This is a genomic window from Sinomonas soli, assembly GCF_054782415.1.
Window position 1 is genome coordinate 88509 of sequence record NZ_BAAGSN010000004.1, and the last position, 24649, is coordinate 113157.

25 protein-coding genes are annotated in these 24649 nt (G+C 72.9%); 14 read left to right on the forward strand and 11 right to left on the reverse strand.

The features are described from left to right. Nucleotides 1-55: 55 nt before the first annotated feature. From glgX to ACYVKZ_RS03760, 4 genes are all read left to right on the forward strand, one after another. A complete protein-coding gene (gene glgX, locus ACYVKZ_RS03745; protein ID WP_460990682.1) occupies nt 56-2263 on the forward strand; it encodes a glycogen debranching protein GlgX in 2208 nt (735 codons plus the stop codon). Nucleotides 2264-2288: 25 nt separating this feature from the next. Then, nucleotides 2289-4697, forward strand: coding sequence for a malto-oligosyltrehalose synthase (treY, locus tag ACYVKZ_RS03750; RefSeq protein WP_460990683.1), 2409 nt, complete (start codon nt 2289-2291; stop codon nt 4695-4697). Continuing rightward, complete coding sequence (gene treZ, locus ACYVKZ_RS03755; protein ID WP_460990685.1) at nt 4694-6559, forward strand: malto-oligosyltrehalose trehalohydrolase; 1866 nt, start codon at nt 4694-4696, stop codon at nt 6557-6559. Before treY ends, treZ begins: the two co-directional genes overlap by 4 nt. A 71-nt stretch (nt 6560-6630) precedes the next feature. Beyond that, nucleotides 6631-7230 carry a PRC-barrel domain-containing protein gene (locus tag ACYVKZ_RS03760; RefSeq protein WP_460990686.1) on the forward strand — a complete coding sequence of 200 codons (600 nt, stop codon included), beginning with the start codon at nt 6631-6633 and terminating at the stop codon, nt 7228-7230. 20 nt (nt 7231-7250) lie between these two features. Here the strand turns inward: ACYVKZ_RS03760 and ACYVKZ_RS03765 are convergent, their stop codons facing one another. The 3 genes from ACYVKZ_RS03765 to ACYVKZ_RS03775 form a co-directional block, all read right to left on the reverse strand. After that, nucleotides 7251-7652 (reverse strand): hypothetical protein, encoded by a 402-nt coding sequence (locus tag ACYVKZ_RS03765; RefSeq protein WP_460990687.1) that lies wholly within the window; start codon nt 7650-7652, stop codon nt 7251-7253. Nucleotides 7653-7699: 47 nt separating this feature from the next. Next, nucleotides 7700-8101 (reverse strand): DnaJ domain-containing protein, encoded by a 402-nt coding sequence (locus ACYVKZ_RS03770; protein ID WP_460990688.1) that lies wholly within the window; start codon nt 8099-8101, stop codon nt 7700-7702. Nucleotides 8102-8168: 67 nt separating this feature from the next. Beyond that, nucleotides 8169-8591, reverse strand: a complete 423-nt coding sequence (locus tag ACYVKZ_RS03775) for an Hsp20/alpha crystallin family protein (protein ID WP_460990689.1) — start codon at nt 8589-8591, stop codon at nt 8169-8171. Nucleotides 8592-8727: 136 nt separating this feature from the next. Between ACYVKZ_RS03775 and ACYVKZ_RS03780 the strand changes: the two genes are divergently transcribed. Beyond that, nucleotides 8728-9045 (forward strand): MerR family transcriptional regulator, encoded by a 318-nt coding sequence (locus ACYVKZ_RS03780; RefSeq protein WP_460990690.1) that lies wholly within the window; start codon nt 8728-8730, stop codon nt 9043-9045. Between the two features lie 75 nt (nt 9046-9120). Here ACYVKZ_RS03780 and ACYVKZ_RS03785 read toward each other — a convergent pair whose 3' ends face one another. The 3 genes from ACYVKZ_RS03785 to ACYVKZ_RS03795 form a co-directional block, all read right to left on the reverse strand. Further along, entirely contained in the window at nt 9121-9786 is a 666-nt protein-coding gene (locus tag ACYVKZ_RS03785) for a hypothetical protein (RefSeq protein WP_460990691.1), read from the reverse strand. Between the two features lie 41 nt (nt 9787-9827). After that, nucleotides 9828-10898: a S1C family serine protease gene (locus ACYVKZ_RS03790; RefSeq protein WP_460990692.1), complete on the reverse strand. Its 1071-nt coding sequence runs from the start codon at nt 10896-10898 to the stop codon at nt 9828-9830. A gap of 203 nt (nt 10899-11101) precedes the next feature. Beyond that, on the reverse strand, nt 11102-11365 hold the full coding sequence (locus ACYVKZ_RS03795; RefSeq protein WP_460990693.1) for a GlsB/YeaQ/YmgE family stress response membrane protein: 264 nt from the start codon (nt 11363-11365) through the stop codon (nt 11102-11104). Between the two features lie 183 nt (nt 11366-11548). Here ACYVKZ_RS03795 and ACYVKZ_RS03800 point away from each other — a divergent pair, with 183 nt between their 5' ends. Together ACYVKZ_RS03800 and ACYVKZ_RS03805 are read left to right on the forward strand one after the other, a co-directional pair. Beyond that, complete coding sequence (locus ACYVKZ_RS03800) at nt 11549-12445, forward strand: diacylglycerol/lipid kinase family protein (RefSeq protein WP_460990694.1); 897 nt, start codon at nt 11549-11551, stop codon at nt 12443-12445. A 74-nt stretch (nt 12446-12519) separates the two neighbouring features. Beyond that, a complete protein-coding gene (locus ACYVKZ_RS03805) occupies nt 12520-13044 on the forward strand; it encodes an MEDS domain-containing protein (RefSeq protein WP_460990695.1) in 525 nt (174 codons plus the stop codon). Nucleotides 13045-13113: 69 nt separating this feature from the next. Here the strand turns inward: ACYVKZ_RS03805 and ACYVKZ_RS03810 are convergent, their stop codons facing one another. Next, nucleotides 13114-13434, reverse strand: a complete 321-nt coding sequence (locus ACYVKZ_RS03810) for a PLD nuclease N-terminal domain-containing protein (RefSeq protein ID WP_307004205.1) — start codon at nt 13432-13434, stop codon at nt 13114-13116. Nucleotides 13435-13532: 98 nt separating this feature from the next. Between ACYVKZ_RS03810 and ACYVKZ_RS03815 the strand changes: the two genes are divergently transcribed. Continuing rightward, nucleotides 13533-14630 (forward strand): inositol-3-phosphate synthase, encoded by a 1098-nt coding sequence (locus ACYVKZ_RS03815; RefSeq protein WP_460990696.1) that lies wholly within the window; start codon nt 13533-13535, stop codon nt 14628-14630. Nucleotides 14631-14699: 69 nt separating this feature from the next. On the opposite strand, the gene ACYVKZ_RS03820 is transcribed toward ACYVKZ_RS03815, so the two are convergent. After that, entirely contained in the window at nt 14700-15692 is a 993-nt protein-coding gene (locus tag ACYVKZ_RS03820; RefSeq protein WP_460990697.1) for a hypothetical protein, read from the reverse strand. 75 nt (nt 15693-15767) lie between these two features. Beyond that, nucleotides 15768-16472: a MerR family transcriptional regulator gene (locus ACYVKZ_RS03825; protein WP_460990699.1), complete on the reverse strand. Its 705-nt coding sequence runs from the start codon at nt 16470-16472 to the stop codon at nt 15768-15770. Nucleotides 16473-16725: 253 nt separating this feature from the next. Here ACYVKZ_RS03825 and ACYVKZ_RS03830 point away from each other — a divergent pair, with 253 nt between their 5' ends. Beyond that, nucleotides 16726-17007: a helicase associated domain-containing protein gene (locus tag ACYVKZ_RS03830; protein WP_460990700.1), complete on the forward strand. Its 282-nt coding sequence runs from the start codon at nt 16726-16728 to the stop codon at nt 17005-17007. Between the two features lie 55 nt (nt 17008-17062). Here the strand turns inward: ACYVKZ_RS03830 and ACYVKZ_RS03835 are convergent, their stop codons facing one another. Together ACYVKZ_RS03835 and mshA are read right to left on the reverse strand one after the other, a co-directional pair. Next, nucleotides 17063-18778, reverse strand: coding sequence for a formate--tetrahydrofolate ligase (locus tag ACYVKZ_RS03835; protein ID WP_460990701.1), 1716 nt, complete (start codon nt 18776-18778; stop codon nt 17063-17065). 110 nt (nt 18779-18888) lie between these two features. Next, nucleotides 18889-20121: a D-inositol-3-phosphate glycosyltransferase gene (gene mshA, locus ACYVKZ_RS03840; protein WP_460990960.1), complete on the reverse strand. Its 1233-nt coding sequence runs from the start codon at nt 20119-20121 to the stop codon at nt 18889-18891. 135 nt (nt 20122-20256) lie between these two features. On the opposite strand from mshA, the gene alr reads away from it, so the two are divergent. Genes alr through tsaD form a run of 5 tightly spaced genes read left to right on the forward strand, consistent with a single transcriptional unit; the run spans nt 20257 to nt 24344 of the window. After that, complete coding sequence (gene alr, locus ACYVKZ_RS03845) at nt 20257-21402, forward strand: alanine racemase (protein ID WP_460990961.1); 1146 nt, start codon at nt 20257-20259, stop codon at nt 21400-21402. Continuing rightward, complete coding sequence (tsaE, locus tag ACYVKZ_RS03850; protein WP_460990703.1) at nt 21399-22049, forward strand: tRNA (adenosine(37)-N6)-threonylcarbamoyltransferase complex ATPase subunit type 1 TsaE; 651 nt, start codon at nt 21399-21401, stop codon at nt 22047-22049. Before alr ends, tsaE begins: the two co-directional genes overlap by 4 nt. Next, nucleotides 22046-22741, forward strand: a complete 696-nt coding sequence (tsaB, locus tag ACYVKZ_RS03855; RefSeq protein ID WP_460990704.1) for a tRNA (adenosine(37)-N6)-threonylcarbamoyltransferase complex dimerization subunit type 1 TsaB — start codon at nt 22046-22048, stop codon at nt 22739-22741. Before tsaE ends, tsaB begins: the two co-directional genes overlap by 4 nt. Nucleotides 22742-22749: 8 nt before the next feature. Beyond that, nucleotides 22750-23265 carry a ribosomal protein S18-alanine N-acetyltransferase gene (gene rimI, locus ACYVKZ_RS03860; protein ID WP_460990962.1) on the forward strand — a complete coding sequence of 172 codons (516 nt, stop codon included), beginning with the start codon at nt 22750-22752 and terminating at the stop codon, nt 23263-23265. Next, nucleotides 23262-24344 carry a tRNA (adenosine(37)-N6)-threonylcarbamoyltransferase complex transferase subunit TsaD gene (tsaD, locus tag ACYVKZ_RS03865; protein WP_460990705.1) on the forward strand — a complete coding sequence of 361 codons (1083 nt, stop codon included), beginning with the start codon at nt 23262-23264 and terminating at the stop codon, nt 24342-24344. The genes rimI and tsaD overlap by 4 nt, the downstream gene beginning before the upstream one ends. Nucleotides 24345-24649 lie beyond the last annotated feature (305 nt).

Genomic DNA, 24649 nt, shown 5'->3' on the forward strand with positions numbered 1-24649 from the left:
CGCGGGGGATGCCCCCACCCGGCCCGTACGGGCCGCACAGCAAGGAGCTTGCACCATGGAGAAGGACATCTGGCCGGGTACGGCCTACCCGCTCGGCGCCACGTTCGACGGCACCGGCACCAACTTCGCGATCTTCAGCGAAGCCGCCGACAAGGTCGAGCTGTGCCTCTTCGACGAGGAGCGCAACGAGCAGCGCTTCGAGCTGACCGAGGTGGACGGGTTCGTGTGGCACTGCTACCTGCCGCACGTCCAGCCCGGCCAGCTGTACGGCTACCGCGTCCACGGCGGCTACGATCCCGGCACGGGCCAGCGCTGCAACCCCAACAAGCTGCTCCTGGACCCCTACGCCAAGGCCGTCATGGGCCAGCCCGACTGGGCCCAGCCGCTCTTCTCCTACAACTTCGGCGACCCGAACAGCCGCAATGACGAGGACTCCGCGCCGCACATGATGCTCGGCGTGGTCACGAGCCCCTTCTTCGACTGGCAGGGCGACTCCCAGCTGCGGGTGCCCTACCACCGCACCGTGGTCTACGAGGCGCACGTCAAGGGGCTCACCGAGCAGCATCCCGAGGTTCCCGAGGAGCTGCGGGGAACCTACGCAGGCGTGGCGCATCCCGCCGTCGTCAATCACCTCACGAAGCTCGGAGTGACCGCCCTCGAGCTCATGCCCGTGCACCAGTTCGTGGACGACTCCACGCTCCAGGACAAGGGCCTGCACAACTACTGGGGCTACAACACGATCGGCTTCTTCGCCCCGCACGCCGGGTACGCCTCGAGCGGCGACACCGGCCAGCAGGTGCAGGAGTTCAAGGCCATGGTGCGCACCCTGCACCGCGCGGGCATCGAGGTGATCCTCGACGTGGTCTACAACCACACCGCCGAGGGCAACCACCTGGGCCCCACCCTCTCGTTCCGCGGCATCGACAACGGCGCCTACTACCGCCTCGTCGAGGACGACCTGCAGTACTACATGGACTACACCGGCACCGGCAACTCCCTCAACGTCCGCCACCCCCACTCGCTGCAGCTCATCATGGACTCGCTGCGCTACTGGGTCACCGAGATGCACGTGGACGGGTTCCGGTTCGACCTCGCCGCGACCCTGGCCCGCGAGTTCTACGACGTGGACAAGCTCTCGACCTTCTTCGAACTCATCCAGCAGGACCCGGTCGTCTCCCAGGTCAAGCTGATCGCCGAGCCGTGGGACGTGGGCCCGGGCGGCTACCAGGTGGGCAACTTCCCGCCGCAGTGGACGGAGTGGAACGGCAAGTACCGCGACACGGTCCGCGACTTCTGGCGCGGCGAGCCCTCCACCCTGGGCGAGTTCGCCTCCCGGCTCACCGGCTCCGCGGACCTGTACGAGAACAGCGGCCGGCGCCCCGTGGCCTCGGTCAACTTCGTCACGGCGCACGACGGCTTCACCCTGCGCGACCTCGTCTCCTACAACGAGAAGCACAACGACGCCAACGGCGAGGACAACAACGACGGCGAGAGCCACAACCGCTCGTGGAACTGCGGCGCCGAGGGCCCCACGGACGATCCGGCGGTGCTCGAGATGCGCGCCCGCCAGCAGCGCAACTTCATCGCCACCCTCCTGCTCTCCCAGGGCGTGCCCATGATCGCCCACGGCGACGAGCTGGGCCGCACCCAGCAGGGCAACAACAATGTCTACTGCCAGGACAACGAGCTCTCCTGGATCGACTGGGCCAGCGCGGACAATCCCCTCGTGGAGTTCACCGCCGCCGTCACCCGCCTGCGCGCCGAGCACCCCACGTTCCGCCGCAGCCGCTTCTTCGACGGCCGGCCGGTGCGCCGCGGCGAGGGCCAGCCCCTGCCGGACATCGAGTGGCTCGGGACCGAGGGCGCGCCCATGGTCCCCGAGGACTGGGACGAGGCCCTGGGCCGCAGCGTGGGCGTGTTCCTCAACGGGCACGGCATCCACGGCCAGGACTACTACGGGCGCGCCATCACCGACTCGCACTTCCTCCTGTACTTCAACGCGGACGACTCCGACGTGGACTTCTGCCTCCCCGGGCAGGAGTACGCGCCCGGCTGGGACGTGCTGCTGGACACCTCGGGCCAGTCCGCGGGGGAGAAGGAGATCAAGGCCGAGGACATCCTCACGGTGCCCGCCAAGAGCCTCGCCGTGCTCCGGGCCCATGAGAACCACGAGGAGGAAGTGGACCACTCGGTGGCCGCGTCCCTGGCCGCCCAGGCCGGATCCGCGACCACGAACCAGCCGTCCATCAGCACCGCCGGCTGAGCAGCCCGGCCAGCGAAGGAGCCCTGTGAAGACCCCCGCCTCGACCTACCGCCTCCAGATCCGCCCCGAGTTCACGCTGGACGACGCCGCGCGGCTCGTGCCGTACCTGTCCTCCCTCGGCGTGGACTGGCTCTACCTCTCCCCGCTGCTGGAGTCGGTGGGCGCCTCCGAGCACGGCTACGACGTCTCGGACCCCTCCCGGGTGGACCGGGAGCGGGGCGGGCGCGAGGCCCTCGAGCGGGTCGCGGCCGCCGCCCACGGGGCGGGGATGGGGATCCTCGTGGACATCGTGCCGAACCACCTCGGCGTGGAGGTCCCCGAGGAGACCCCCTGGTGGTGGGACCTCCTGCGGGAGGGCCGCGGCTCCCGCTACGCCGAGGCGTTCGACGTCGACTGGGACGCCGGGGACGGGAAGGTCCTCCTGCCCGTCCTCGGCTCGGCCGAGGACCTCGGGATGCTCAAGGTCGAGGGCGAGCGGCTCTGGTACTACGAGCACTCCTACCCCCTCGCGCCCGGAACCTACGCCGACGGCGACTCGGCGGAGGCCGTGCACGAGCGCCAGCACTACTGGCTCGTCCCCTGGCGCGAGGCCGACGACCGCCTGAACTACCGCCGCTTCTTCGCCGTCAACACCCTCGCGGGCGTGCGGGTCGAGGTGCCGTGGGTGTTCGAGGAGAGCCACGCCGAGGTGCGCCGCTGGGTGGAGGCCGGGCTCGTGGACGGGCTCCGGATCGACCACCCGGACGGGCTCCGCGACCCGGCCGAGTACCTCGAGCGGCTCCGGGAGCTCTCGCGCGGGGCCTACACGCTCGTGGAGAAGATCCTCGAGCCCGGCGAGGCGCTCCCCGCGGACTTCCCATGCGAGGGCACCACCGGCTACGACGCCCTCGGGCTCGTGGACCGCGTCCTCGTCGACCCCGCGGGGGAGGAGCCCCTCACGGCCCTGGACACCCGGCTGCGGGGCGAGGAGGCCGACTACGCGGAGATGATCCACGGGACCAAGCGCTGGATGGCGGACGGCCTGCTGCACGCCGAGATCCTCCGCCTGGCCCGCCTCGCTGCGGCCCCGGTGGTTGAGCGCAGCGAAGCGGAGTCGAAGCCCCTCGACGTCCTCGCCGACGCCCTCGCCGAGATCGCCGCGCACTTCCCGGTCTACCGCACCTACTTCAGGGACATGACCCCTCAACGCGGGGACATGACCCCTCAACATGGGGACATGACCCCTCAGCAGGGAGGCGGGGAGCACGACTCCGCCGTCCTCGCCGAGGCGTGCCGGGCCGCTGCCGCCCAGCGACCCGACCTGGCCGCGGCCATCGGGGGCCTCGAACCCCGGCTCGCGGACCCGGCCGAGGAGCTGTGCCGCCGCTTCCAGCAGACCACCGGCATGATCATGGCCAAGGCGGTCGAGGACACGGCCTTCTACCGCTACACCCGCCTCGGCACCCTCACCGAGGTCGGCGGCGACCCCACGGCCTTCGCCCTGGCCCCCGCCGAGTTCCATGCCGAGCTCGCCGAGCGGGAGCGCCACCTCGCGCGCTCCATGACCACGCTCACCACGCACGACACCAAGCGCAGCGAGGACACCCGCGCCCGCATCACGGTGCTCTCCGAGCTCGCCGACGAGTGGGCCGAGACGCTCCCGCGCCTGCTCGAGGCCGCCCCGCTCGAGGACGGGCCCCTCGCGAACCTGCTCTGGCAGGCCATCCTGGGCGCCTGGCCGGCGGAGGAGGACCGCCTCGTCCAGTACGCGGAGAAGGCCGCCCGCGAGGCCGGCGTCCACACGCTCTGGACGGACCAGGACGAGGCCTTCGAGGACGCCGTCCGCCGGCTCGTGCACGCCGCCGTGGACCCGGCCAGCCCGGCCCACGGCGTCATCGACGCCTTCGCCACCAAGGTTGCGCCGTTCGGCACCTCCAACGCCCTGGCCGCGAAGCTGCTCCAGCTGGCCATGCCCGGCGTCCCGGACGTGTACCAGGGCACCGAGTTCTGGGACCGCTCCCTCTGCGACCCGGACAACCGCCGCGCGGTGGACTTCGCCGCCCGGGCCGAGGCCCTCGCGGCACTCGACTCCGGCATGCCCGTCCTCGGACCGCTCGCCGAGGAGGCCAAGCTCCTCGTGGTCTCCCGCACCCTGCGGCTGCGCCGCGACCGGCCCGAGCTCTTCGCCGGCTACGCCCCGATCGAGGCGGACGGGCCCGCGGCCGCCCACCTCGTGGGCTTCCGGCGCGGGGAGCGCGGCGCCGCCGTCCTCGCCACCCGGCTCCCCGCCGGGCTCGAGCGCGCCGGCGGCTGGGGCACCACGACGGTCCGGCTCGCCCGGGCCGCCCGCGACGCCTTCACCGGCCGGTCCTTCGAGGCCGGCGACGTACTGGTGGGCGAGGTCCTCGGCACCCTGCCGGTGGCGCTCCTCGTCCCTGAGGAGGAGGCAGCATGACCGCCCGCGACGCAGCAGCGCAGTCCCCGGTGGTCGAGCGGAGCGCAGCGCAGTCGAAGCCCGCCTCCGTCTGGGCCCCCATCCCGTCCCGGGTCGAGCTGGTCCTGGGCGGGGAGCGGCTGCCCCTGGAGGCCGCGGGCGGCGGGTGGTGGGCGCCGTCGTCCGCCGACGCCGGGAGGGTCGCCTCCGCGCTCGCCGCGGGGGAGCGCTACGGCTACGTCCTGGACGGCGACGGCCCGTTCCCGGACCCGCGCTCGCGCCGCCAGCCCGACGGCGTCCACGAGCTCTCCGCCGGCTTCGACCCGTCCCGCCACGCGTGGAGCGATGACGGCTGGGCCGGGCGCGAGCTCGCCGGCTCCGTGGTGTACGAGCTGCACCTCGGCACGTTCACCCCCGAGGGGACGCTGGACGCCGCCGCGGCCCGCCTGCCCTACCTCGCCGAGCTCGGCGTCGCGTTCGTGGAGCCCCTGCCCGTCAACGCGTTCAACGGCCCCTACAACTGGGGCTACGACGGCGTGCTCTGGTACGCCGTCCAGGAGCAGTACGGCGGCCCCGAGGCCTACCAGCGCTTCGTCGACGCCGCGCACGCGGCCGGGATCGGCGTGATCCAGGACGTGGTCTACAACCACCTCGGCCCCAGCGGCAACTACCTGCCCCAGTTCGGCCCGTACATGCTCTCCGGGGCGACGACCGGGTGGGGCGACGCGGTCAACCTCGACGGCCCCGGCTCGGACGAGGTCCGCGCGTTCATCCTCGGCAACGCCCGCATGTGGCTCGAGGACTACCGCGTGGATGGGCTCCGGCTCGACGCCGTGCACGCCTTCCAGGACCACCGCGCCCTGACCCTGCTCGAGGAGCTCGAGGACCTGGCCGAGGAGGTGCGCTGCGAGACGGGGCGCCGGAAGGTGCTGGTGGCCGAGTCGGACCTCAACGACCCGCGCCTGGTCAGCCCGCGCCGTGCAGGCGGCTACGGGCTCGGCGGCCAGTGGGACGACGACGTGCACCACGCCCTCCACGTGGCCCTCACCGGCGAGGCGGACGGCTACTACGAGGACTTCGCCGACCCGAACGCCCTTGCGAAGGTGATCCTGGGCGGCTTCTACCACGACGGCAGCTACTCGAGCTTCCGCCGCCGGCACCACGGCAGGCCTCTCGACCCCGACCTCGTGCACCCCTCCCAGCTCGTGGTCTGCACCCAGAACCACGACCAGGTGGGCAACCGCGCCGTGGGCGACCGACCCACCGCGGCCCTCGGCTGGGACGCGAAGGCAGTCGAGGCCGTGCTCGCCCTCGCCACCCCCTTTACCCCCATGCTCTTCATGGGCCAGGAGTACGGCGCCACCACGCCGTGGCAGTTCTTCACCTCCCACCCCGAGCCGGAGCTCGCCGAGGCCACCGCGAAGGGCCGGCTCTCCGAGTTCGAGCGCATGGGCTGGGACCCCGACCAGGTCCCCGACCCGCAGGACCCCGCGACCCGGGAGCGGTCCATGCTGGACTGGTCCGAGGCGGAGACGCACGACGGCGCCCGCCTCCTCGCGCTCTACCGGCGCCTCATCGAGGTCCGCGCCGAGCTGCCCGGGCTGTGGTCCGGCCGGCTCGACGAGACCGAGGTGCTCGCCGGCGGGGGGAACGGCTCCGGCGAGGAGGGCTCCGGCGACGGCGGCCCGCGCTGGATCACCTGGCGCCGGCCCGGGGCCATCGTGTGCGTCGGCTTCGGCCCGGGACCGGTCGACGTGCCGCTGCCCGAGGGCTTCGCCGGCGCCGCGGCCGTGGCCACCGACCCGGCCTGCGCCGTGGTGAGCACCGGCTCCGGCGACGCGGTGCGCCTGCCGGGCCTCGCCGCCGTCGTCCTCTCCGTCTGAACCCGTTCCCCCGCGGCGCCAGTGGGTAAGGACCGTGCACACAGTCCACTGACCTTTCAGGAGGAACGGCCATGATCACACGCGACGAGCTCGAGAGGCTCCAGCGCGGCAGCGGGGACGTGCTCGGGCAGGACGGGGAGAAGATCGGGCGGATCGGCGAGCTGTACGTCGACGACGACACGGACAGCCCCACATGGGTCACGGTCAAGACCGGCCTGTTCGGCCTGAAGGAGTCCCTCGTCCCCCTGCAGGAGGCGAGCGTGCGCGGCGACGACCTCGTGGTGGCCTGCACGAAGGACCAGGTCAAGGACGCGCCGCGCATCGACCCGCACGGCCACCTCGAGCCCGGCGAGGAGGACCGCCTCTACCGGCACTACGGCGTCGCGGGCTCCCAGCCCCCGGCCGCGGGCTCCGGGGGCCGGCGGCTCATGACCGCGGACGAGAACCTCGACCCCGTCAAGGGGGATACCGGCTCGGTCTTCGACGAGGGCGGCTCGGCCTACGGCGCGGGCGGCGGATCCGCCGGCCTCGCGGGCGTCGACGACGAGCCGAGCGAGGGCGCCAGCGAGGTCTCCGCGGGCCGGGGCGCCCCCGGCGCCGAGCGCCAGGGCAACGAGGGGCCCAAGGAGACCGGCGACATCCCCGGCGTCCACGACAAGCGCCGGGCCTGAGCCGGCCCGGGCGGCGCCGATCAGGTGTCGAAGATGAAGGACTCGGCGTGCGCGACCGCCTTGTGGAACGAGTCGTTCCGCAGGGCGGCGGCGTCCCGGCTCGTGGCGGTGCCGTTGCCCACGGCCTCGATGTAGCTCGACAGGCCCGGCGGCCGCAGGACCCAGATCCCCCCGGCCGGCGGGAGGTAGAACACGGCGAACGAGCGCGCCGTCGGATCGTCCTCCCACACCGGCACGACGGCGACCGCCGCGCCCGTGTCCACGTTGATCCACTGGGCGCGGGGCCGCGGCTGGTCGTTCTCGAACACGCTGGGGTCCAGGAACGGGGCCGTCCCCTCGCCCCACTTCTCCTCGAACCTCTCGTGGAACACGGGGAACAGCGTGGTGTCGTAGCGGCGCCAGCCGCTGTGCTCTGGGCTCACGGCCCCTCCTTCACGGGCAACGAATCAATGGGCTCCGCTTCGGCAGGTCAGCGGAACCAACGGAAGAGGAACCACAGCAGGTCCTCCTCCCTCAGCGGCTCGTCCATCGGCGTCCGCGGCGCGAGCCACACGGGGCGGCGCGGCGGCGGCTGCGCCCACAGGACGGTCTCGGCACGGGCCAGCGCGGCATCGTAGGCGGCGCGGCGGTCGTCGCGGCCGAGCACGGCGTACGCGTCCATCACCTCCTTGAGCCGTTCGCGGTCGGGATCGGAGAGGGTACTCCGCGCGTCCGGGCCGGTTCCGGGGCCGGTGCGGCCCTGGCCGGTTCCGTCCTGGCCGCCGCCGTCCGGGTGCAGCACGCGGACGAGCCGCCGGTACGCCGCGCGGATCTCCTGCCGGCTCGCCGTCCGGTCCACTCCGAGCACCTCGTAGAAGTCCCTTGCGCGCATGGCAGCCTCCGCACGGTGGAGGCCGGGGCCCCGGCCGGGCTGCGGTCCGGCCGGGGCCGGCGGTCCCTCAGGCCGCGATCTCCCTCTTCGACGACGTCGTGGAGACCTCGATCTTGCGCGGCTTCGCCTCCTCGGCCACGGGGATGCGCAGCGTGAGGACGCCGTCGGCGTAGCTCGCGGTCACCTTCCCGGTGTCGAGGGCATCGCCCAGGATCAGCTCGCGGCCGAACAGGCCCGTGGGGCGCTCCGCCGCGACGGCCTCGGCGCCCTCCGGCCGGTGCGACTTCCGCTCCGCCCGCACGGCGAGGACGTTGCGCTCGACGTCCACGTCGATCGTCTCCGGGTCCACCCCCGGCAGGTCGAACTCGACCACGAATTCGCCGTCCTCGCGCCAGGCCTCCATGGGCATGGTCGTGGGCCTGGATGCGGTACCGAAGACCTGCTCCGTCAGGCGGTCGAGCTCACGGAAGGGGTCGGTTCGCATCAGCATCTCTGCCACCTCCAGATGTTCGATATCGGATTGCCAAAGAATTCCTCGGTAGGACGATCCACCTCGATCTGTCTCTACAGACACAGATATAATATTTGGCAAGGAAGAGATCAAGACCTTGGCGGAAGGAAATCGGATGGCCCGCGAACGGCATCCCTCGGAGGGGGTCTACGCGATCTCAGTGGCCGCCGAGCTCTCCGGCATGGCCCTCTCGAGCCTGCGCCTGTACGAGCGCAAAGGCCTCCTGATGCCCTCCCGCACCGACGGCGGCACGCGCCGGTACAGCGAGGACGACGTCGAGCGGCTGGGCCGCATCGCCGGCCTCGTCGAGGCGGGGCTCACCATCGAGGGCATCCGGCTCGTGCTCGAGCTCGAGGACGAGAACGCGCGGCTGCGGCGCGAGCTGGACAGCCTCAAATCCGCCGGGCGCCCCGGGAAGGCGGCGCGGGGCTGAGGAGCGCCGCGGGATGCTGGGCGGGTTGCACCGGCGGGCGGCGTCGGGCGGCCGCGGTTGTGCGGCCGGCCGGGCCTAGGGGGACGAGGGGCTGACGGCCGGCTGGGTGATGTCCAGGGACGGCGAGGGTCTGCCGGTATCGGACGCCGTCGCGGTCGAGGTGGGCGTTGCCGAGCCGGAGGGCTGAGAGGCGGGGCCCGTGGGGCGGCCGGAGGTCGGGCCGGGGGTGGCGCTGCCCGTGGCCGACGGCGAGGGCAGGAGCGGGCGGTACTGGGCGAGGGTGCCGTCCACCACCGGGACCTTGAGCTGCAGGGCCGAACCTCCGGCGCTGATCGTCACCGTGGTCATCCCGCCCGGGATCCCGCCGGTGTGCTCGATCGGGGGCAGTGCCTGGTCGGCACCGAGCATCACCTCCCCGTTGCGGGGGACCGTGACCCGGACCGTGCTGGACGCGGAGGTGGAGAACTCGGCGGACACCGGGGAGGTGGAGCCGTTGAAGATGGTGCCCGCCAGACGGCCGGGGGCGTTGGGGCTCAGGGTGCCCGATCCACTGCCGCCTCCCGAGACGATGACCAGGTCCTCGACCCGGAGCGGGCCGATCTCTCCCCGGACGCCGGGGACCGCCGCCACGATGGACTTGGTCTCCTGCGGATTGATGGCGCTGCATCCGGTCAGTGCCAGCGTCCCGGCGGCGGCCGCGGCGAGGGCAAGGCGGGCGGGCTTGGCGGGCCAGTGGTGCATGGTTCCTCTTCTCGGCCTGGGGGAGGGCTGCTCCCGGGAGGTCACTGCTGCTGGGCCAGGTCGCCGAGGCTGACCTGGAGCTTCTGGTCGGTGCTGCCGCGCCGGACGGTCACCTCGACCGTCTTGCCGGGCTCCTGCTGGCGCAGGGCCGCGAGCAGGTCGGTGACGCTGCTGACCTTGGTGCCGGCGAGCCCGGTGATGATGTCTCCCGGCTTCATGCCGCCCCGGTCGGCCGGGCCCTGGGGGGTCACGTCGACCACGAGGGCCCCCTCCGAGGAGCTGAGGCCGAAGCGCTGGGCGATCTGTGCGGTGATGTCCTCGGGGACGACGCCCAGCGCCGCGTGCTTGACGGTGCCATTCGCCAGCAGCTGGTCGGCGACGGAGGTCACTGTCGAGGCCGGAGTGACGAAGCCGATGGCCACGGCCCCGGAGCTCGGCGGCAGGTACGCCTCCGAGAGCCCGATCACCTGGCCGCTGGCGTCTGCCACCGCGCCCCCGGAGTTCCCCGGGGAGATCGGAGCGTCCGTCTGGAGCAGGTCGATCGCGCCGTGCGGTGACTCCTTGCTGGGGGGCATGTTGCGGTGGAGGCCGGAGACGATGCCGGCCGTGACGGTCTCGTCGAGTCCGAGGGGACTGCCGATCACCACGGTCAGGGACCCGATCTCGGGCGGGGAACCGGCGTACTTGGGCGCGGGAAGCCCGGTGCGGCCGGCCTTGAGCACGGCGACGTCGGTGACGTCGTCCACCCCGACCACGTTCGCCTGGTCCTGGGAGCCGTCTGCGAACTGGACCTGCACGGTCTTGTAGGGGTGCTTCTGCTGGTCCTCGACCACGTGCGCATCCGTGACGAGCGTCCCGTCGCCGTGGTACACGACCCCGCTCCCGAGCCCTATGGGGGTGCGGACGGTGACGACCGAGGGCTCGAGCTCCTTCACGACGTTGGGCACGGCGGCCAGCCCGGCGCCCGAGGGCGCCGTGGCGCTGACGGCGCCGGGCGAGGTCGAGGGGGGAGCGGACGCGGAGCCGGTGCCCGAGGGCGTGGCGCCCGGGCCGGTGCAGCCGGCCAGGGCGGCGGCCGCTGCGGCAAGGACGAGACCTCGGGCGATCCTCATGCTGGCTCCTCCTCGGGACTGGGACTCCTCCACACCAATAGCCAGCGTAGGGCGACTATTGCGCTAGCGCAACGAATTCGGCTCCGCCTGGGCCGGGCACCGTCGCAGAGGGGATGGCCCAGGACCCGGCCGGGAACGCGAGAGGAGCGGGACCGGACTGGTCCGGCCCCGCCCCCGCTGCGGCCTCCTGCCGGCCGCGGGGCTCACGCGCGGCGCTTGGCGAGCGCCCCCCAGATGAGCAGGACGATGAGCGATCCGACGATCGCGGTCACCCACGTGCGGATCTCGAAGAAGCTGCCGAGCGTGTTGCTGCCGAAGATCAGCCCGCCGATCCATCCGCCGAGGATGGCGCCCACGACGCCGAGGACGAGTGTGACGAGCCACCCGCCGCCCTGCTTGCCCGGAAGGATGGCCTTGGCGATGGCCCCAGCGATGAGTCCGAGGATGAGGAACCCGAAAAATCCCATGTCAACTCCTTGTGTGGTGCGACCATGTTCGATTTCTTCGCTTGCGGTGGAAGCCAAGCTGCCTCTGTAGTAGCACGCCCGCCGCGCGGGGTCACGGCGCGCGGGCATGCCGTTGCCGCATCTTTACCGGGGAACGGTTCGGTAACGTTGGCCCTCAGGCAACGCAGAGGATGAGGGGGCCCCGTGGAGGCGCTGATCGTGAATCCCGTCAAGCAGGGCGCGGAGGCGGTCGTGGAATCCTTCCGTGCCCGCTGCGCCGGGCGGGGGGCGGAACCGCTCGTGCTCGAGACCACCGTGGAGGACCCGGGCGCCGGCATGGCGCGCGAGGCCCTCGAGAAGGGCGCCCAGCTCGTGGTGGTGGCCGGCGGGGACGGCACCGTGCGTGCCGCCGCCGGGGCGCTCGCCGGCACGGGCACCCCGCTCGGGGTGGTGCCGCTGGGCACCGGCAACCTTCTGGCCCGCAACCTCGGGCTGCCCATCGACGACCCCGAGGCGGCACTGGACACCGCCATGGGCGGGGCGGAGCGGCGCATCGACGTGGCCTGGGCCCGGATGGACGACGGCGACGAGCTCGCCTTCGTGGTCATGGCCGGCCTGGGGCTCGATGCCACCGTCATGGCCAACACCGACGACGACCTCAAGGCCAAGGCCGGCTGGTTCGCCTACGTGGTCTCCGCCGCGCAGAACATCGTGGGGGAGTCCCACCGCATCCGGGTCGACGTGGATGGCCGCCTCGCCATGGAGCGGCGCCAGCGGGGAGTCATGATCGGCAATTGCGGCCGGATCCAGGGCAACGTCGAGGTCTTCCCCGGAGCCAAGGTGGACGACGGCATCCTGAACGTCCTCGCGGTGGCGCCCAGCGGCTTCCGCGGCTGGTTCAGGGTGGTGGGCGCGCTGCTGAGCCGGTTCCGCCGCCACTCGCCGCCGGACCTCGGGCACTTCGAGGGCAAGCGCGTCCGGCTCACCAGCGCCCACGCGCATGACATCCAGCTCGACGGCGACCACCTCGGCCAAGGCACGGTCTTCACCGTCCGCGTCGACCAGGGCGCGCTCACCGTGCGGGCGCCGCAGGGGGCCTGACCGGCCTAGGCGCAACGGGCCGGCGCGCCGTATCCTCTGGGGCAGGAATCTTGTTCCCGGAAGTGATTGCGGAAATGAACCAGGACATCCCTCGCCCGCGCCGGGCCGCTCGCTGGCCGTTGGGACACTTCCTCTGGGCCTACGCCGGCCGCCCCGAATTCGAGGGGCGCGCGGCGTCCTTCCTCGCCGAGGGCCAGGCCCGCGGGGAGCGTCAGGTCGTCATCACCGACGACCCGCGCCGGTCGCTGTGGCCGCAGGACCTCCTGCGCAGCGGCGACCTCGTGGTACTGGGCACCGACGAGGCCTACGGCCCCACGCGGATCGTGGACCCGGTCTCCTTGGGCGCCACCTTGGAGGCCCTGCTCGCCGACGCCCTGCGCCTCGGCTACACGGGCCTGCGCATCGCGGGGGACAACACGCGCCTGGTCGAGGGTCCGGACCGGCTCGCGGCGTGGCTCGCCTGGGAGGGCCAGGTGGACGTGCTCATGCAGTCCACGCTGATCACCGGCCTCTGCGCCTTCGACCTGTCACGGATCGAGCCGGGCGCCCTCAGGGCGCTCCTGGCCTCCCACAGCGTGGTCATGCGATCCTCCGGGTGACCCCCAGGGCGGCGATGCCGGGAGCGCGAGGTGCGCTCCCGGCGTCGTGCGTTGCCTGCAGAGGGCGACTCAGCCGATCTTCTTGCCGATCGAGACCCCCATCGAGGTCTTCAGGCCCGAGGACGCCGCGCTCGTCCCGGAGCCCTTGGCCGCCGGCGCCGGGCTGTGCTTGCGGCCCAGGAGGAAGTACGCGATCGGGCCGATCGTGTTGATGAAGCTCGCCGCCACCCACGCGCCCTTCGGACCGTTGACCTGGTCCTTCGGCCGCTTGGCGAGGTCCCGCAGCGCGGCGCCCTGGAGCGCGAACTGCACGAGGGCGCCCAGCACCACGCCGAAGCGCTGGCCGCCGCTGAGCTCTGACCACTTCTTCTTGTTCTTCTTGCGTCCCATTCCGCCAGTCTAGGGACCGGGCCGCGGGCGGGGGAGTGCCACGCGGATAGGATGAGCCGAGCAGCGGAGCCCGTGGACCGGCTCCGCCGTTCTACGCGATGAGGAGTACCGTGCCAGAGAAGAAGATCCGAGTAGCCATCGTGGGCGTGGGCAACTGCGCCGCCTCCCTCGTCCAGGGGGTGCACTACTACCGCGACGCCGACGCCGCGGGCACCGTCCCCGGCCTCATGCACGTCACGTTCGGCGACTACCACGTCAGCGACCTCGAGTTCGTCGCGGCGTTCGACGTGGACGGCAAGAAGGTCGGGTTCGACCTCGCCGACGCGATCGGCGCGAGCGAGAACAACACCATCAAGATCGCCGAGGTCCCCCCGACGGGCGTGACCGTCCAGCGCGGCCACACCCTCGACGGCCTCGGCAAGTACTACCTCGAGACCATCGAGGAGTCCCACGAGGAGCCGGTCGACGTGGTCGCCGCCCTGCGCGAGGCCCAGGTCGACGTCATGGTCTGCTACCTGCCCGTGGGCTCGGAGAAGGCCGCGAAGTTCTACGCCCAGTGCGCCATCGACGCGGGCGTGGCCTTCGTCAACGCCCTGCCCGTCTTCATCGCCGGCACCCCCGAGTGGGCCGAGAAGTTCCGCGCGGCCGGCGTGCCGATCGTGGGCGACGACATCAAGAGCCAGATCGGCGCCACCATCACCCACCGCGTCCTCGCCAAGCTGTTCGAGGACCGCGGCGTCACCGTGGACCGCACGTACCAGCTCAACGTGGGCGGCAACATGGACTTCAAGAACATGCTCGAGCGCGAGCGGCTCCAGTCCAAGAAGATCTCCAAGACCCAGGCCGTGACCTCCAACGTCGAGGCCGAGCTCGCCGAGCGTGACGTGCACATCGGCCCGTCCGACTACGTGCAGTGGCTCGACGACCGCAAGTGGGCGTTCGTGCGCCTCGAGGGCCGCAACTTCGGCGACGCGCCCGTGTCGCTCGAGTACAAGCTCGAGGTGTGGGACTCGCCCAACTCCGCCGGCGTGATCATCGACGCCGTGCGCGCTGCGAAGATCGCCCTCGACCGGGGGATCGGCGGCCCGCTCACCTCCCCGAGCGCCTACTTCATGAAGTCCCCGCCCGTGCAGAAGGCCGACGACCTGGCCCGCGCCGACGTCGAGGCGTTCATCCGCGGCGAGCTCGAGCGCTAGGCACGCTGCCCCCTCGGCGCCCCGCCGGCGGCGAACGCCGCATCAGAACATGCCGCTATTCAGCGTTCTTTACGGCATGTCCTGATGCGGCGTTTCGTTTGCGGGACGCACGACGCCGTTTCCCGGCACGGCGCCCCGACTCACCAAGGCGTTGCGAACCCGCGAGATGGTGCGTGCGAACCTGTTCCTGAGATCGTGCCGGTTGGCCTTGATGAGGATCCAGCCGGCCTCGGTGTACTGGGCGTCCCGCTCCATGTCAGTGGACTGCTGCCACGGCGTCAGGTGATGTTCGCCCTCGTAGAGGACACCCACACGGGATTCTGGATAGGCGGCGTCCACGCTCGGCGAATAGCGGTCCCAGGGACGCAGCGGGACCTGCAGCTGCGGTTCCGGCAGCCCCGCGGCGACCAGCGCGAGCCGCAGCTTCGTCTCCGGCACTGAGTCGGCCCCAACGCGCATGAGGTCGAGGGACAGCCTGGCCTTCCGGATCCCCTGGAGATTGCTGTGGCGCGCCAGCAGCGCCCGGAGCGCTGGGAGGGTCGTCAGGGGAGCAGAACGACCCTCGAGCTCGGGCCGAGGCAGCCGGATGAGGTGGTCGCCCAGCGCCACGAGGTCTTCGAGGGAGAGTTTCCGAGCAAGGTCCAAGAACGTCCGCTGTGCCGTCGCGACCGGCACACCGTGCACCAGGGTGATCTCCTCGGGGAAGGCCGTCACGTTGTGTGCCACGACGCCCTCGCGCCGGGCCTGCGGAAGTGAACGGGGCTTGCTGATATGCAGTGGGAGTCCCGTCCCCAGATGCGGTGGGACCGGAAGGCCGAGAAGTGCGGCCGCTGACTCGTGCGACACCCACGCGCCAGGGCTCGCCGCGCAGACGGCACGTGCCAGCGCGAGGAGGCGGCCGCCGTCGTGCGTTCCGCCCTCCTGCACCGCGTACAGCCCTCGGCCCACGCGGTCCAGGTCCGCTGCGCGCAGTCGCCTGTAGGCCAGTCCGGCATTGCGGCCCTCATCGACCGTGAAGGGTCCGCTGGGCAGGCCCTCGGGGAGCGGGCGTGGCGTGCGCATGGGGCCATCGTGCCCGAGATCCGGGGAAGGCGTCCGAAGTTATCCACAGCCTCGGAGTCCCTGCCGAACGCCGCATCAGGACATGCCGTGATGCGGGCGTCTTTGCGGCATGTCCTGATGCGGGGTTGTGGCGCGGCCGGGCTCGGGCGGGGAGAGACGGCTGGGGCCGGACATGGTGGGCCCGTAGTGCAGGATCGAGCGGCTCGCCTGCGCGAGCGCGACGAGGCGCAGCATGAGCTGGCGGTTCATGTGCATCCCGACGGCGGCGCGGGAGACGAGGTCCTCGAGGTCTCCGGCCCCGTCCACGTCGGCCACGTCTGCCGCGGCGATGAGGTCCGCGGCCTCGGCGTAGGCGCTGAGCACGCTCTCCGCCACGGGCACGCCCAGCCGCTCCATGGCCTCCAGATGGTCGTCCAGGGCCGCGCGCGCCCCTGTCGGCAGATCCGGCCAGCCGCGTTCGCGGACGATGCGGGTGCCTGCCTCGGTGCGCCCCGGCTGCGGCGACCCGAGCCCCAGGACCACGGACCGGAGGGCCTTCATCACCTCGATGCGGTCCTCGCCGCCGTCGATGAGGTCCACGATCGCGCGCACCGTCGCGACGCTGAGCCCCAGGCCCTTCCGGAGCACGCGGATCGTGCCGAGCCTGCGCACATGCGGGTCCCCGTAGTCGGCCAGCGTGGCGTTGACGGCCCTGCCGGCGGGCAGCAGCCCTTCGCGGAGGTAGAACTTGATCGTCGCGGCCGGCGTCCCGGTCCGCGCGGCGAGTTCGGCCAGCTTCATCGGGCCTCCTTCCTGGGCGCCCGGGGGGGGAGGGCGGATTGGATAGCTGCAGGCCCTGCCACTCTCTTGGTGGCGCCTCCGAACATAACCCCACTATTTTGAGTAATTGAGCCCGCGGGTCCGAGGGAGCGTTTTATGGAATATGGGGGGCGCTCCCTCGGACCCGGGGGCCCAGTAACAATTCATGGCCAGCTCTCGTATTTTACATGTAAAATGAGTCTATACGGGAAGCTACAGCGTCATGGGGGGCGAAGTGGACAACGCGATGTGGCGGAGCCTTTCGAGGCAGATCGCAGGGATCGACGAGCCGAAGCAGCCGGATGACGGCGAATTCGCCGCACTGCTCGGGCGGCTCGAGGCCTTCGTGGGGGAGCGCGGCCGGGTCCCGGAACGCACCGCGAAGGAGCCCGACGAGGCGCGCCTCCGCTCGTGGATCGAGGCGCAGCGCCGCGCCGACCACGGCGGCCGGCTGTGCCCGGAGCGCCGCACCCGGCTCGAGGACCTCCTCGGTCCGCGCTGGTTCTCGCGGAGCTGACCCCGCCGCCCGACGGGGGCGGGGGCGCCGCGGCGCCGGGTTGCGCCGGGCCGTGTCAGAACAGCCCGGTGACCTGGCCCTCGTCGTCGAGGTCCATGCGCAGCGCAGCAGGCTGCTTCGGAAGCCCCGGCATGGTCATGAGGGAGCCCGTCACGGCGACGATGAACCCGGCACCGGTGCGCGGCCACAGCTCGCGCACGTGCACGGTGAAGCCCTCGGGCGCGCCGAGCAGTGACGGGTCGTCGGAGAACGAGTACTGCGTCTTCGCCATGCACACCGGCAGGTCCTCCCAGCCGTTCTCGCGGATCTGCTGCAGCGTCCGCCGGGCCTGGTCCGAGAACTCGACCCCGGCGCCACGGTAGACCTCGCGCACCACCGTGGCGATCTTCTCCTCGACGCCCATCTCGAGCGGGTAGAGGTGCTTGAGCGTCCCCGGCGCCTCGAGCGCGGCGAGCACCTCGCGCGCGAGGTCGTCGCCGCCGTCGCCCCCGCCGCCGCGGCCCCACACGTCCGCCACTGCGACGCGGACGCCGGCCCCGCGGCACAGGCGCACGACGGCGTCGAGCTCCTCGGGCGCGTCCGTCCCGAACCGATTGACCGCCACCACGGGCTCGAGGCCGAACTTCCGGACGTTCTCCACATGCCGGGCGAGGTTCACGAAGCCGCGCTCGAGCGCCTCCACGTCCGGCGCGGTGAGGGCGTCCTTGGGCACGCCGCCGTGCATCTTGAGGGCCCGCACCGTCGCGACCACCACGACCGCGGAGGGCGCCACGTCCGCGTACCGGGCCTTGATGTCCATGAACTTCTCGGCCCCCAGGTCCGCCCCGAACCCGGCCTCGGTGACCACCACGTCGGCGAGGCGGCGCGCCGTCGTCGTCGCGAGGGCCGAGTTGCAGCCGTGGGCGATGTTCGCGAACGGGCCGCCGTGGACCAGCGCGGGGGTGCCGGCGATCGTCTGGACGAGGTTGGGCTTGATCGCGTCCTTCAGGAGCATGGCCATGACCCCGGCCGCGCCGAGGTCCGCGACCGTGAGCGGCCTGCGGCCGTAGGTGTAGCCGAAGGTGATGCGGCCCAGCCGCTCCTTGAGGTCCGCCGCCGAGGACGCGAGGCAGAACACGGCCATGACCTCGGACGCGACGGTGATGTCGAAGCCGGCCTCACGCGGCACGCCCTGCGCCGGGCCGCCGAGGCCGATCACGATGCCGCGCAGCGCCCGGTCGTTCATGTCCATGACGCGCTTGAACGTGACGCGGCGCGGATCGATGTCGAGGGCGTTGCCCTGGAAGATGTGGTTGTCGATCAGGGCGCACAGTGCGTTGTTCGCGGCGGTGATGGCGTGGAAGTCGCCGGTGAAGTGGAGGTTGATGTCCTCCATCGGCAGCACCTGCGAGAGGCCGCCGCCCGTCGCACCGCCCTTCATGCCGAGGATCGGGCCCAGGCTGGGCTCCCGGATGGCGATCATGGTCCGCTTCCCGGCGCGGGCGAGGGCGTCCGCGAGGCCCACCGTGAGCGTGGACTTGCCCTCGCCGGCCGGGGTGGGGGAGATCGCCGTGACCAGGACGACCTGGCCGTGCCGGTCGCCGGCGCCCAGCTGGGAGAGGTCGATCTTGGCCTTGTGGCGCCCGTAGAGCTCGAGGGCGTCCTCGGGGATGCCCGCCTGTGCGGCGACCTCGACGACGGGCCTGAGCGTCGCGGCCCGCGCGATCTCGAGGTCGGAGCGGACGTGGGGGCCCTGGGCGCTGGCGCTGGGCGACGGTGCCGTAGCGGTCATGGCGACACCCTACCCCGCAGGCGCGGCGGCCGAGCGGAGCCGGCCGTGGCACCCACGAGTGTGCGACTCCTGCGGGGTGACCTCGCGCTCCTGCGGGGTGACCTCGGGGGTCAGGGGAGGCGGAGCCCCGCCAGCTCGTGGAGCGCGGTGCGGTAGGCGGCGCGGGTGCCCTCGGCGGTCTGCTCCCAGCCGAAGCGCTCGGCGTAGATCGAGGCGGCGCGACCGAGGTCGCCGCGGGTCTCCGGGTCGTCGTGCAGCTGCTCGAGGACCGCGGCCCACGCCGACGGCTCGTGGCCGTCCACGAGGAAGCCCGTCCGGCCGTCGCACACGGCCCGCGTCAGGCCCCCCACCCGCGCGGCGACCACTGGAGTGCCGCACGCCTGCGCCTCGAGTGCCACGAGCCCGAACGACTCCGAGAAGCTCGGCATCGCCACCGCGTCGGCGGAGCGGTACCACTCCGCGAGCTCGTCCGCCGGCACCGGGGGGAGGCGGTGGACCGCAGCCCCGACCCCCTCGCTGCGCGCGAGCAGGTCCAGGTCGAGCCCCGCAGACCCGCTCGGCGCCCCGATGATCGTGACGCGCAGGGGGATGTCCGGCCGCCGACGCCGGAGCTCCGCCGCCGCCGCGACCAGGACCTGCGGGCCCTTGAGCCGCTGGATCCTGCCCGCGAAGAGCACATGGAACTCCTCGGCGCCGATCCCGCGGCCGCGCCGGGACCGACCCCGGAACGCCGGGCGGAACACAGCCAGGTCGACGCCGGGGGACACCACGTCGATGCGGTCGTCGTCCACGTCGTAGTGCCTCACCAGCTCGTCCCGCTCGGCGGCGGTGTTGGCGGTGAAGCGGGCCGCCTCCTCGGCCAGGCGCTGCTCCCCGCGCTCGCGGTTGCTCGGTTCGGGGACGTCGCCGGCGGCCAGGTGCTGGTTCTTGACCCGCGCCATCGTGTGCATGGTGTGCACGAGCGGCACGCCGAGCGCGCCGGCCACCTCCAGCCCCGCGAGGCCCGAGACCCAGTAGTGGCTGTGCACGATCCGGGGCAGCTGCTCCCCGGCTGCGGCCGCGTCCATGATCCTCGCGAGCATCGCCGCGGCGAACTCCTCCACGAGCGGAGGCATCTGCTCCTTGGCCAGGCGCCGTACGGGCCCGGCGGCCAGGTGGTGCACCCGCACGCCCGGGACGAGGTCCACCGCGGCGGGCTGCCCCGGCGCCGTGGCCCGGGTGTAGATGTCCACGCCCACGCCGCCGGCCGCGAGGGCACGCGCGAGCTGGGCGACATAGACGTTCATCCCGCCCGCGTCCCCGGCACCCGGCTGCTCCAGGGGGGACGTGTGGAGGGAGATCATCGCCACGCGGTCACGGTGCTGCACGTCCCCTAGGCTACGTGGCCCCGGCCGGAGCGCCCGAGCCGGCCCGGCGCCGTCGTGCGCCCCGAGTAGACTCGGGGGGTGACCTCCGAGCCCGCCACCGTCCCTTCCGCCATGCCCAGCACCCGCCTCCCGGAGCGCGCCGCCGTGATCGACCTCGACGCGATCCGCCACAACGTGGGGGTCATCCGCAAGGTCGCGGAGCCGGCCCGGGTCATGGCCGTGGTGAAGGCGGACGGCTACGGGCACGGGGCCGTCCCCGTGGCCCGCGCGGCGCTCGAGGCAGGGGCCTCGTGGCTCGGCGTCGCGCACATCAGCGAGGCCCTCGCGCTGCGGGCGGCGGGCATCGACGCGCCGATCCTCGCCTGGCTGCACACCCCGGACTCGAACTTCTCCGCCGCCGTCGCCGCCGGGATCGACCTCGGCTGCTCGGGCTGGGAGCTCGACGCCATCGTGGCCGCGGCCCGCGAGCAGGAGCGCCCCGCCCGCGTGCACCTCAAGATCGACACGGGCCTGGGCCGCAACGGCGTCACCGCGGACCGGTGGGAGGCCGTGGTCGGCGAGGCCGTGGAGTACCAGGACGAGGGCCTGCTGCGCGTGGCCGGGGTCTTCAGCCACCTCGCCGTCGCCGACGAGCCCGAGCGCCCCGAGACCGACGCGCAGCTCGACGCGTTCCGCGAGGCCGTGGCCCTGGCCGAGGACGCCGGGTGCGACCTCGACGTCCGCCACATCGCCAACTCGCCCGCGATCTTCTCCCGCCCGGACGCCCACTTCGACCTCGTGCGCGCCGGCATCTCGATCTACGGCCTCTCCCCGTTCGCCGAGCAGACCTCCGCGGACCTGCGCCTCCGCCCGGCCATGACCCTGCGCGCCACCCTCTCCCAGGCCAAGCGCGTCCCGGCCGAGCAGGGCGTGAGCTACGGGCTGACCTACCGCACCGCGTCCGCCGGCGCGCTCGGCCTCGTCCCCCTCGGCTATGCCGACGGCGTCCCGCGCACCTCCGACCGCGGGCCGGTCCGGATCGCCGGGCGCACCTACCCCGTGGCCGGCCGCGTGGCGATGGACCAGATCGTCGTGGACCTGGGCCCCTCCGCCGACCCGGCCGAGCTCGCCGGCGCCGAGGCCGTCCTGTTCGGCTCCGGCGCCGACGGCGGCCCCACCGCGGACGACTGGGCCCGCGCCACCGGCACCATCAACTACGAGATCGTCACGCGCATCAGCCAGCGCGTCCCGCGGGTCTACGTGGGGGAGGGCGCATGAGCGGCGCCCCGGAGTGGGAGGCCGCGTTCGCGCCGGCCTCCGCGGAGGAGACCCGGTCCCTCGGGGCGGCCCTCGGCGGCCTGCTCGGCGCGGGCGACCTCGTGGTGCTCACCGGCGAGCTCGGCGCCGGCAAGACGACCTTCACCCAGGGGCTCGGCGAGGGCCTCGGCGTCCGGCCCGGCATCATCTCCCCGACGTTCGTGCTCGTCCGGATCCACCCGAACCTGATCTACGGCCCCCGTCCCGGCGGCCCCGACCTCGTGCACGTCGACGCCTACCGGCTCAGCGGCCACGGCGAGGTCACCGACCTGGACCTCGAGAACTGGGCCGACTCCGCCGTGACCGTCGTCGAGTGGGGCCGCGGGCTCGTCGAGGACCTCTCCGACAGCCGCCTCGACATCGAGCTGCGCCGGCCGCACGCCGCGCCCGCCGTGGGTGCCGCGCCCACCCTCGACTTCGAGGCGGAGGACGACGACGAGCCCCGCCTCGTCGTGATCCGCGCCTATGGCCCCCGCTGGGCCCAGCACCCCGGCGTGCACTGGCCCGCCGTCGAGCGCGTGGACCCCGCCCAGGTCGGCGACGCAGAGTTCGGCGCCGGCTTCGGCGCCGGCCAGGCAGGGACCGACACCACGGAGGGGGACCGGTGATCATCCTCGCCATCGATACCTCGGCGGTCGCCTCCGCCGCGCTCATCCGCTGCCACGAGCCGCTCGCCCCCGAGGCCGCCGGCGCGGCGGTGCTGGCCTCCTTCGCCACCGAGGACACCCGCTCCCACGCCGAGGTCCTCGCCCCCGGCGTCCGCGCCCTGCTGGCCGAGCAGGAGCTCGCCGGGGCGGACATCGCCCGGATCGTGGTGGGGGTCGGGCCCGGACCGTTCACCGGCCTCCGCTCGGGCATCGCGACGGCCCGCGCGCTCGCCTTCGCCTGGGGCGTGCCGCTGGACGGGGTCATGAGCCTCGACGCCCTCGCCTGGGACGCCGTCCAGGCCGGCGCCCCGGCGGACGGGTTCACCGTGGCGATCGACGCGCGGCGCCGAGAGCTCTACTGGGCCCGGTACGCCGCCGACGGCACCCTCGTGGACGGCCCGCACGTCACCGCCCCCCAGCAGCTTCCCAGCCTCCCCGCATACGGCGCCGGAGCCGGCCTCTACCGGTGGCAGCTCGAGGACGCCGGGGCAGCCGTCGACGAGGCCTTCGCCCAGGCCCAGCCCACCGCGGCCTCGCTCGGACTCGTCGCGGCCACCCGGCTCGCCGCCGGCGCGCCCCTGCTGGACACCACGCCGCTGTACCTGCGCGAGTCCGACGCCCAGGTCCCCGGCCCCCGGAAGCGAGCCCTGTGAACGGCGAGATGGCCGCCCGGCTGCCGGCCGGCGTCGTGCTCCGCGACATGACGGACGCCGACGTGCCCGCCGTCCACGCCCTCGAGCGTGCCCTGTTCCCGGTCGACGCGTGGCCCGAGCAGATGTTCCGCGACGAGGTCAGCCAGCCCGAGACCCGCCGCTACTACGTCGCCGAGGAGGCCGGGCCCGAGGGGAACCGGATCGTCGCCTACGCCGGGCTCCTGTGCGTCCAGCCGATTGCGGACGTCCAGACCATCGCCGTGGTGCCCGAACGGGAGGGCCGCGGGATCGGCTCCGCCGTCCTCTCCGAGCTCATCGCCGAGGCCCGGCGTCGCGGCGCCGAGGACGTGCTGCTCGAGGTCCGCGCGGACAACCCCCGCGCGCAGGCACTCTACCGCCGCTTCGGCTTCACCCAGATACACCTGCGCCGGCGCTACTACCGCGACGGCGCCGACGCGCTCATCATGCAGCTGCCGCTGCGGGCCGGCGAACCGGCCGCACCGGCGGGAGGGGAGACGGAATGAACCGCCAGGAGCCGCTCGTCCTGGGCATCGAGTCCTCGTGCGACGAGACCGGGGTGGGGATCGTGCGCGGCACCACGCTGCTCGCCAACACCGTCTCCTCCTCGATGGACGAGCACGTCCGCTTCGGCGGGGTGATCCCCGAGATCGCCTCCCGGGCCCACCTCGACGCCCTGGTCCCCACCCTCCGCGAGGCCCTCGACACCGCCGGCGTGACCCTCCGGGACATCGACGCGCTCGCCGTCACCACCGGCCCGGGCCTCGCCGGCGCGCTGATGGTGGGCGTCTGCGGGGCGAAGGCCCTCGCCGTCGCCACCGGCAAGCCCCTCTACGCCGTGAACCACCTCGTGGCGCATGTGGGCGTGGGACTGCTCGACGACGGCGTCTACGAGGGTGAGCTGCCCCCGCACCTCGGCGCCCTGCTCGTCTCGGGCGGCCACACCGAGGTGCTGCGGGTGCGCAACATCGCGGGCGACGTGGAGCTGCTCGGCTCGACGATCGACGATGCCGCCGGCGAGGCCTACGACAAGGTCGCGCGGCTGCTGGGCCTCGGGTACCCGGGCGGACCCGTGATCGACAGGCTCGCGCGCGAGGGGAACCCCAAGGCCATCCGCTTCCCTCGCGGGCTCACGCAGCCCAAGTACATGGGCACCGCCGAGGAGCCGGGCCCGCACCGCTACGACTGGTCGTTCTCCGGGCTCAAGACCGCGGTGGCGCGGTGCGTCGAGCAGTTCGAGGCGGCCGGGGATCCGGTGCCTGTCGCGGACATCGCGGCGTCGTTCCAGGAGGCCGTGGTGGACGTCATCACCTCCAAGGCGATCCTTGCCTGCCGCGAGCAGGGGATCCAGAACCTCCTGCTCGGCGGGGGCGTGGCCGCCAACTCCCGGCTGCGCGAGCTCACCCGGCAGCGGTGCGAGGCGGCGGGGATCTCCCTGGCCGTGCCCCGGTTCTCCCTGTGCACGGACAACGGCGCCATGGTCGCGGCCCTCGCGGCGCGGGTGATCATGGACGGCGGGGAGCCCAGCGGGCTCGAGGTCGCCCCCGAGTCCTCGCTGCCGGTCACCACGGTCGTCGCGCGGTAGGCCCCGCGCCGGGGTCCGAAACTGCATCAGTCCGGAGTGGAAGAGCGGTTCTGAGGCCCTGCTGGCGTCCCGGTGGTGGAGTTTCGGGCGCTCCGGGCCCAGCGGGAGGACTCAGGTTTTCCACAAAGAGCCGGCACAGCAGGCCCGGCGCGCCCTCCGTCGGGAGGATGCCTGCATGGATCGACTTGCAGAGTTCTTGGCAGCCATGGGAGGCAGCGCACGCGCGGCCCAACTCCAGGAGCACTTCTCGAGCCGTCAGCTGCGCTCAGCGGTTCAATCGGGGAGCGTCGTGCGGCCGTCTCAGG

Coding starts and splice junctions, on each gene's coding strand:
- treZ (WP_460990685.1), top strand. CDS start 4,694: ATGACCGCCCGCGACGCAGCAGCGCAGTCCCCGGTGGTCGAGCGGAGC.
- mshA (WP_460990960.1), bottom strand. CDS start 20,121: ATGATCTCCCTCCACACGTCCCCCCTGGAGCAGCCGGGTGCCGGGGAC.
- ACYVKZ_RS03785 (WP_460990691.1), bottom strand. CDS start 9,786: ATGCACCACTGGCCCGCCAAGCCCGCCCGCCTTGCCCTCGCCGCGGCC.
- ACYVKZ_RS03810 (WP_307004205.1), bottom strand. CDS start 13,434: ATGGGACGCAAGAAGAACAAGAAGAAGTGGTCAGAGCTCAGCGGCGGC.
- ACYVKZ_RS03815 (WP_460990696.1), top strand. CDS start 13,533: ATGAGGAGTACCGTGCCAGAGAAGAAGATCCGAGTAGCCATCGTGGGC.
- tsaD (WP_460990705.1), top strand. CDS start 23,262: ATGAACCGCCAGGAGCCGCTCGTCCTGGGCATCGAGTCCTCGTGCGAC.
- ACYVKZ_RS03790 (WP_460990692.1), bottom strand. CDS start 10,898: ATGAGGATCGCCCGAGGTCTCGTCCTTGCCGCAGCGGCCGCCGCCCTG.
- ACYVKZ_RS03835 (WP_460990701.1), bottom strand. CDS start 18,778: ATGACCGCTACGGCACCGTCGCCCAGCGCCAGCGCCCAGGGCCCCCAC.
- alr (WP_460990961.1), top strand. CDS start 20,257: ATGCCCAGCACCCGCCTCCCGGAGCGCGCCGCCGTGATCGACCTCGAC.
- ACYVKZ_RS03825 (WP_460990699.1), bottom strand. CDS start 16,472: ATGAAGCTGGCCGAACTCGCCGCGCGGACCGGGACGCCGGCCGCGACG.
- ACYVKZ_RS03775 (WP_460990689.1), bottom strand. CDS start 8,591: ATGCTGATGCGAACCGACCCCTTCCGTGAGCTCGACCGCCTGACGGAG.
- ACYVKZ_RS03795 (WP_460990693.1), bottom strand. CDS start 11,365: ATGGGATTTTTCGGGTTCCTCATCCTCGGACTCATCGCTGGGGCCATC.
- ACYVKZ_RS03820 (WP_460990697.1), bottom strand. CDS start 15,692: ATGCGCACGCCACGCCCGCTCCCCGAGGGCCTGCCCAGCGGACCCTTC.
- tsaE (WP_460990703.1), top strand. CDS start 21,399: ATGAGCGGCGCCCCGGAGTGGGAGGCCGCGTTCGCGCCGGCCTCCGCG.
- ACYVKZ_RS03805 (WP_460990695.1), top strand. CDS start 12,520: ATGAACCAGGACATCCCTCGCCCGCGCCGGGCCGCTCGCTGGCCGTTG.
- glgX (WP_460990682.1), top strand. CDS start 56: ATGGAGAAGGACATCTGGCCGGGTACGGCCTACCCGCTCGGCGCCACG.
- ACYVKZ_RS03780 (WP_460990690.1), top strand. CDS start 8,728: ATGGCCCGCGAACGGCATCCCTCGGAGGGGGTCTACGCGATCTCAGTG.
- rimI (WP_460990962.1), top strand. CDS start 22,750: ATGGCCGCCCGGCTGCCGGCCGGCGTCGTGCTCCGCGACATGACGGAC.
- ACYVKZ_RS03760 (WP_460990686.1), top strand. CDS start 6,631: ATGATCACACGCGACGAGCTCGAGAGGCTCCAGCGCGGCAGCGGGGAC.
- ACYVKZ_RS03770 (WP_460990688.1), bottom strand. CDS start 8,101: ATGCGCGCAAGGGACTTCTACGAGGTGCTCGGAGTGGACCGGACGGCG.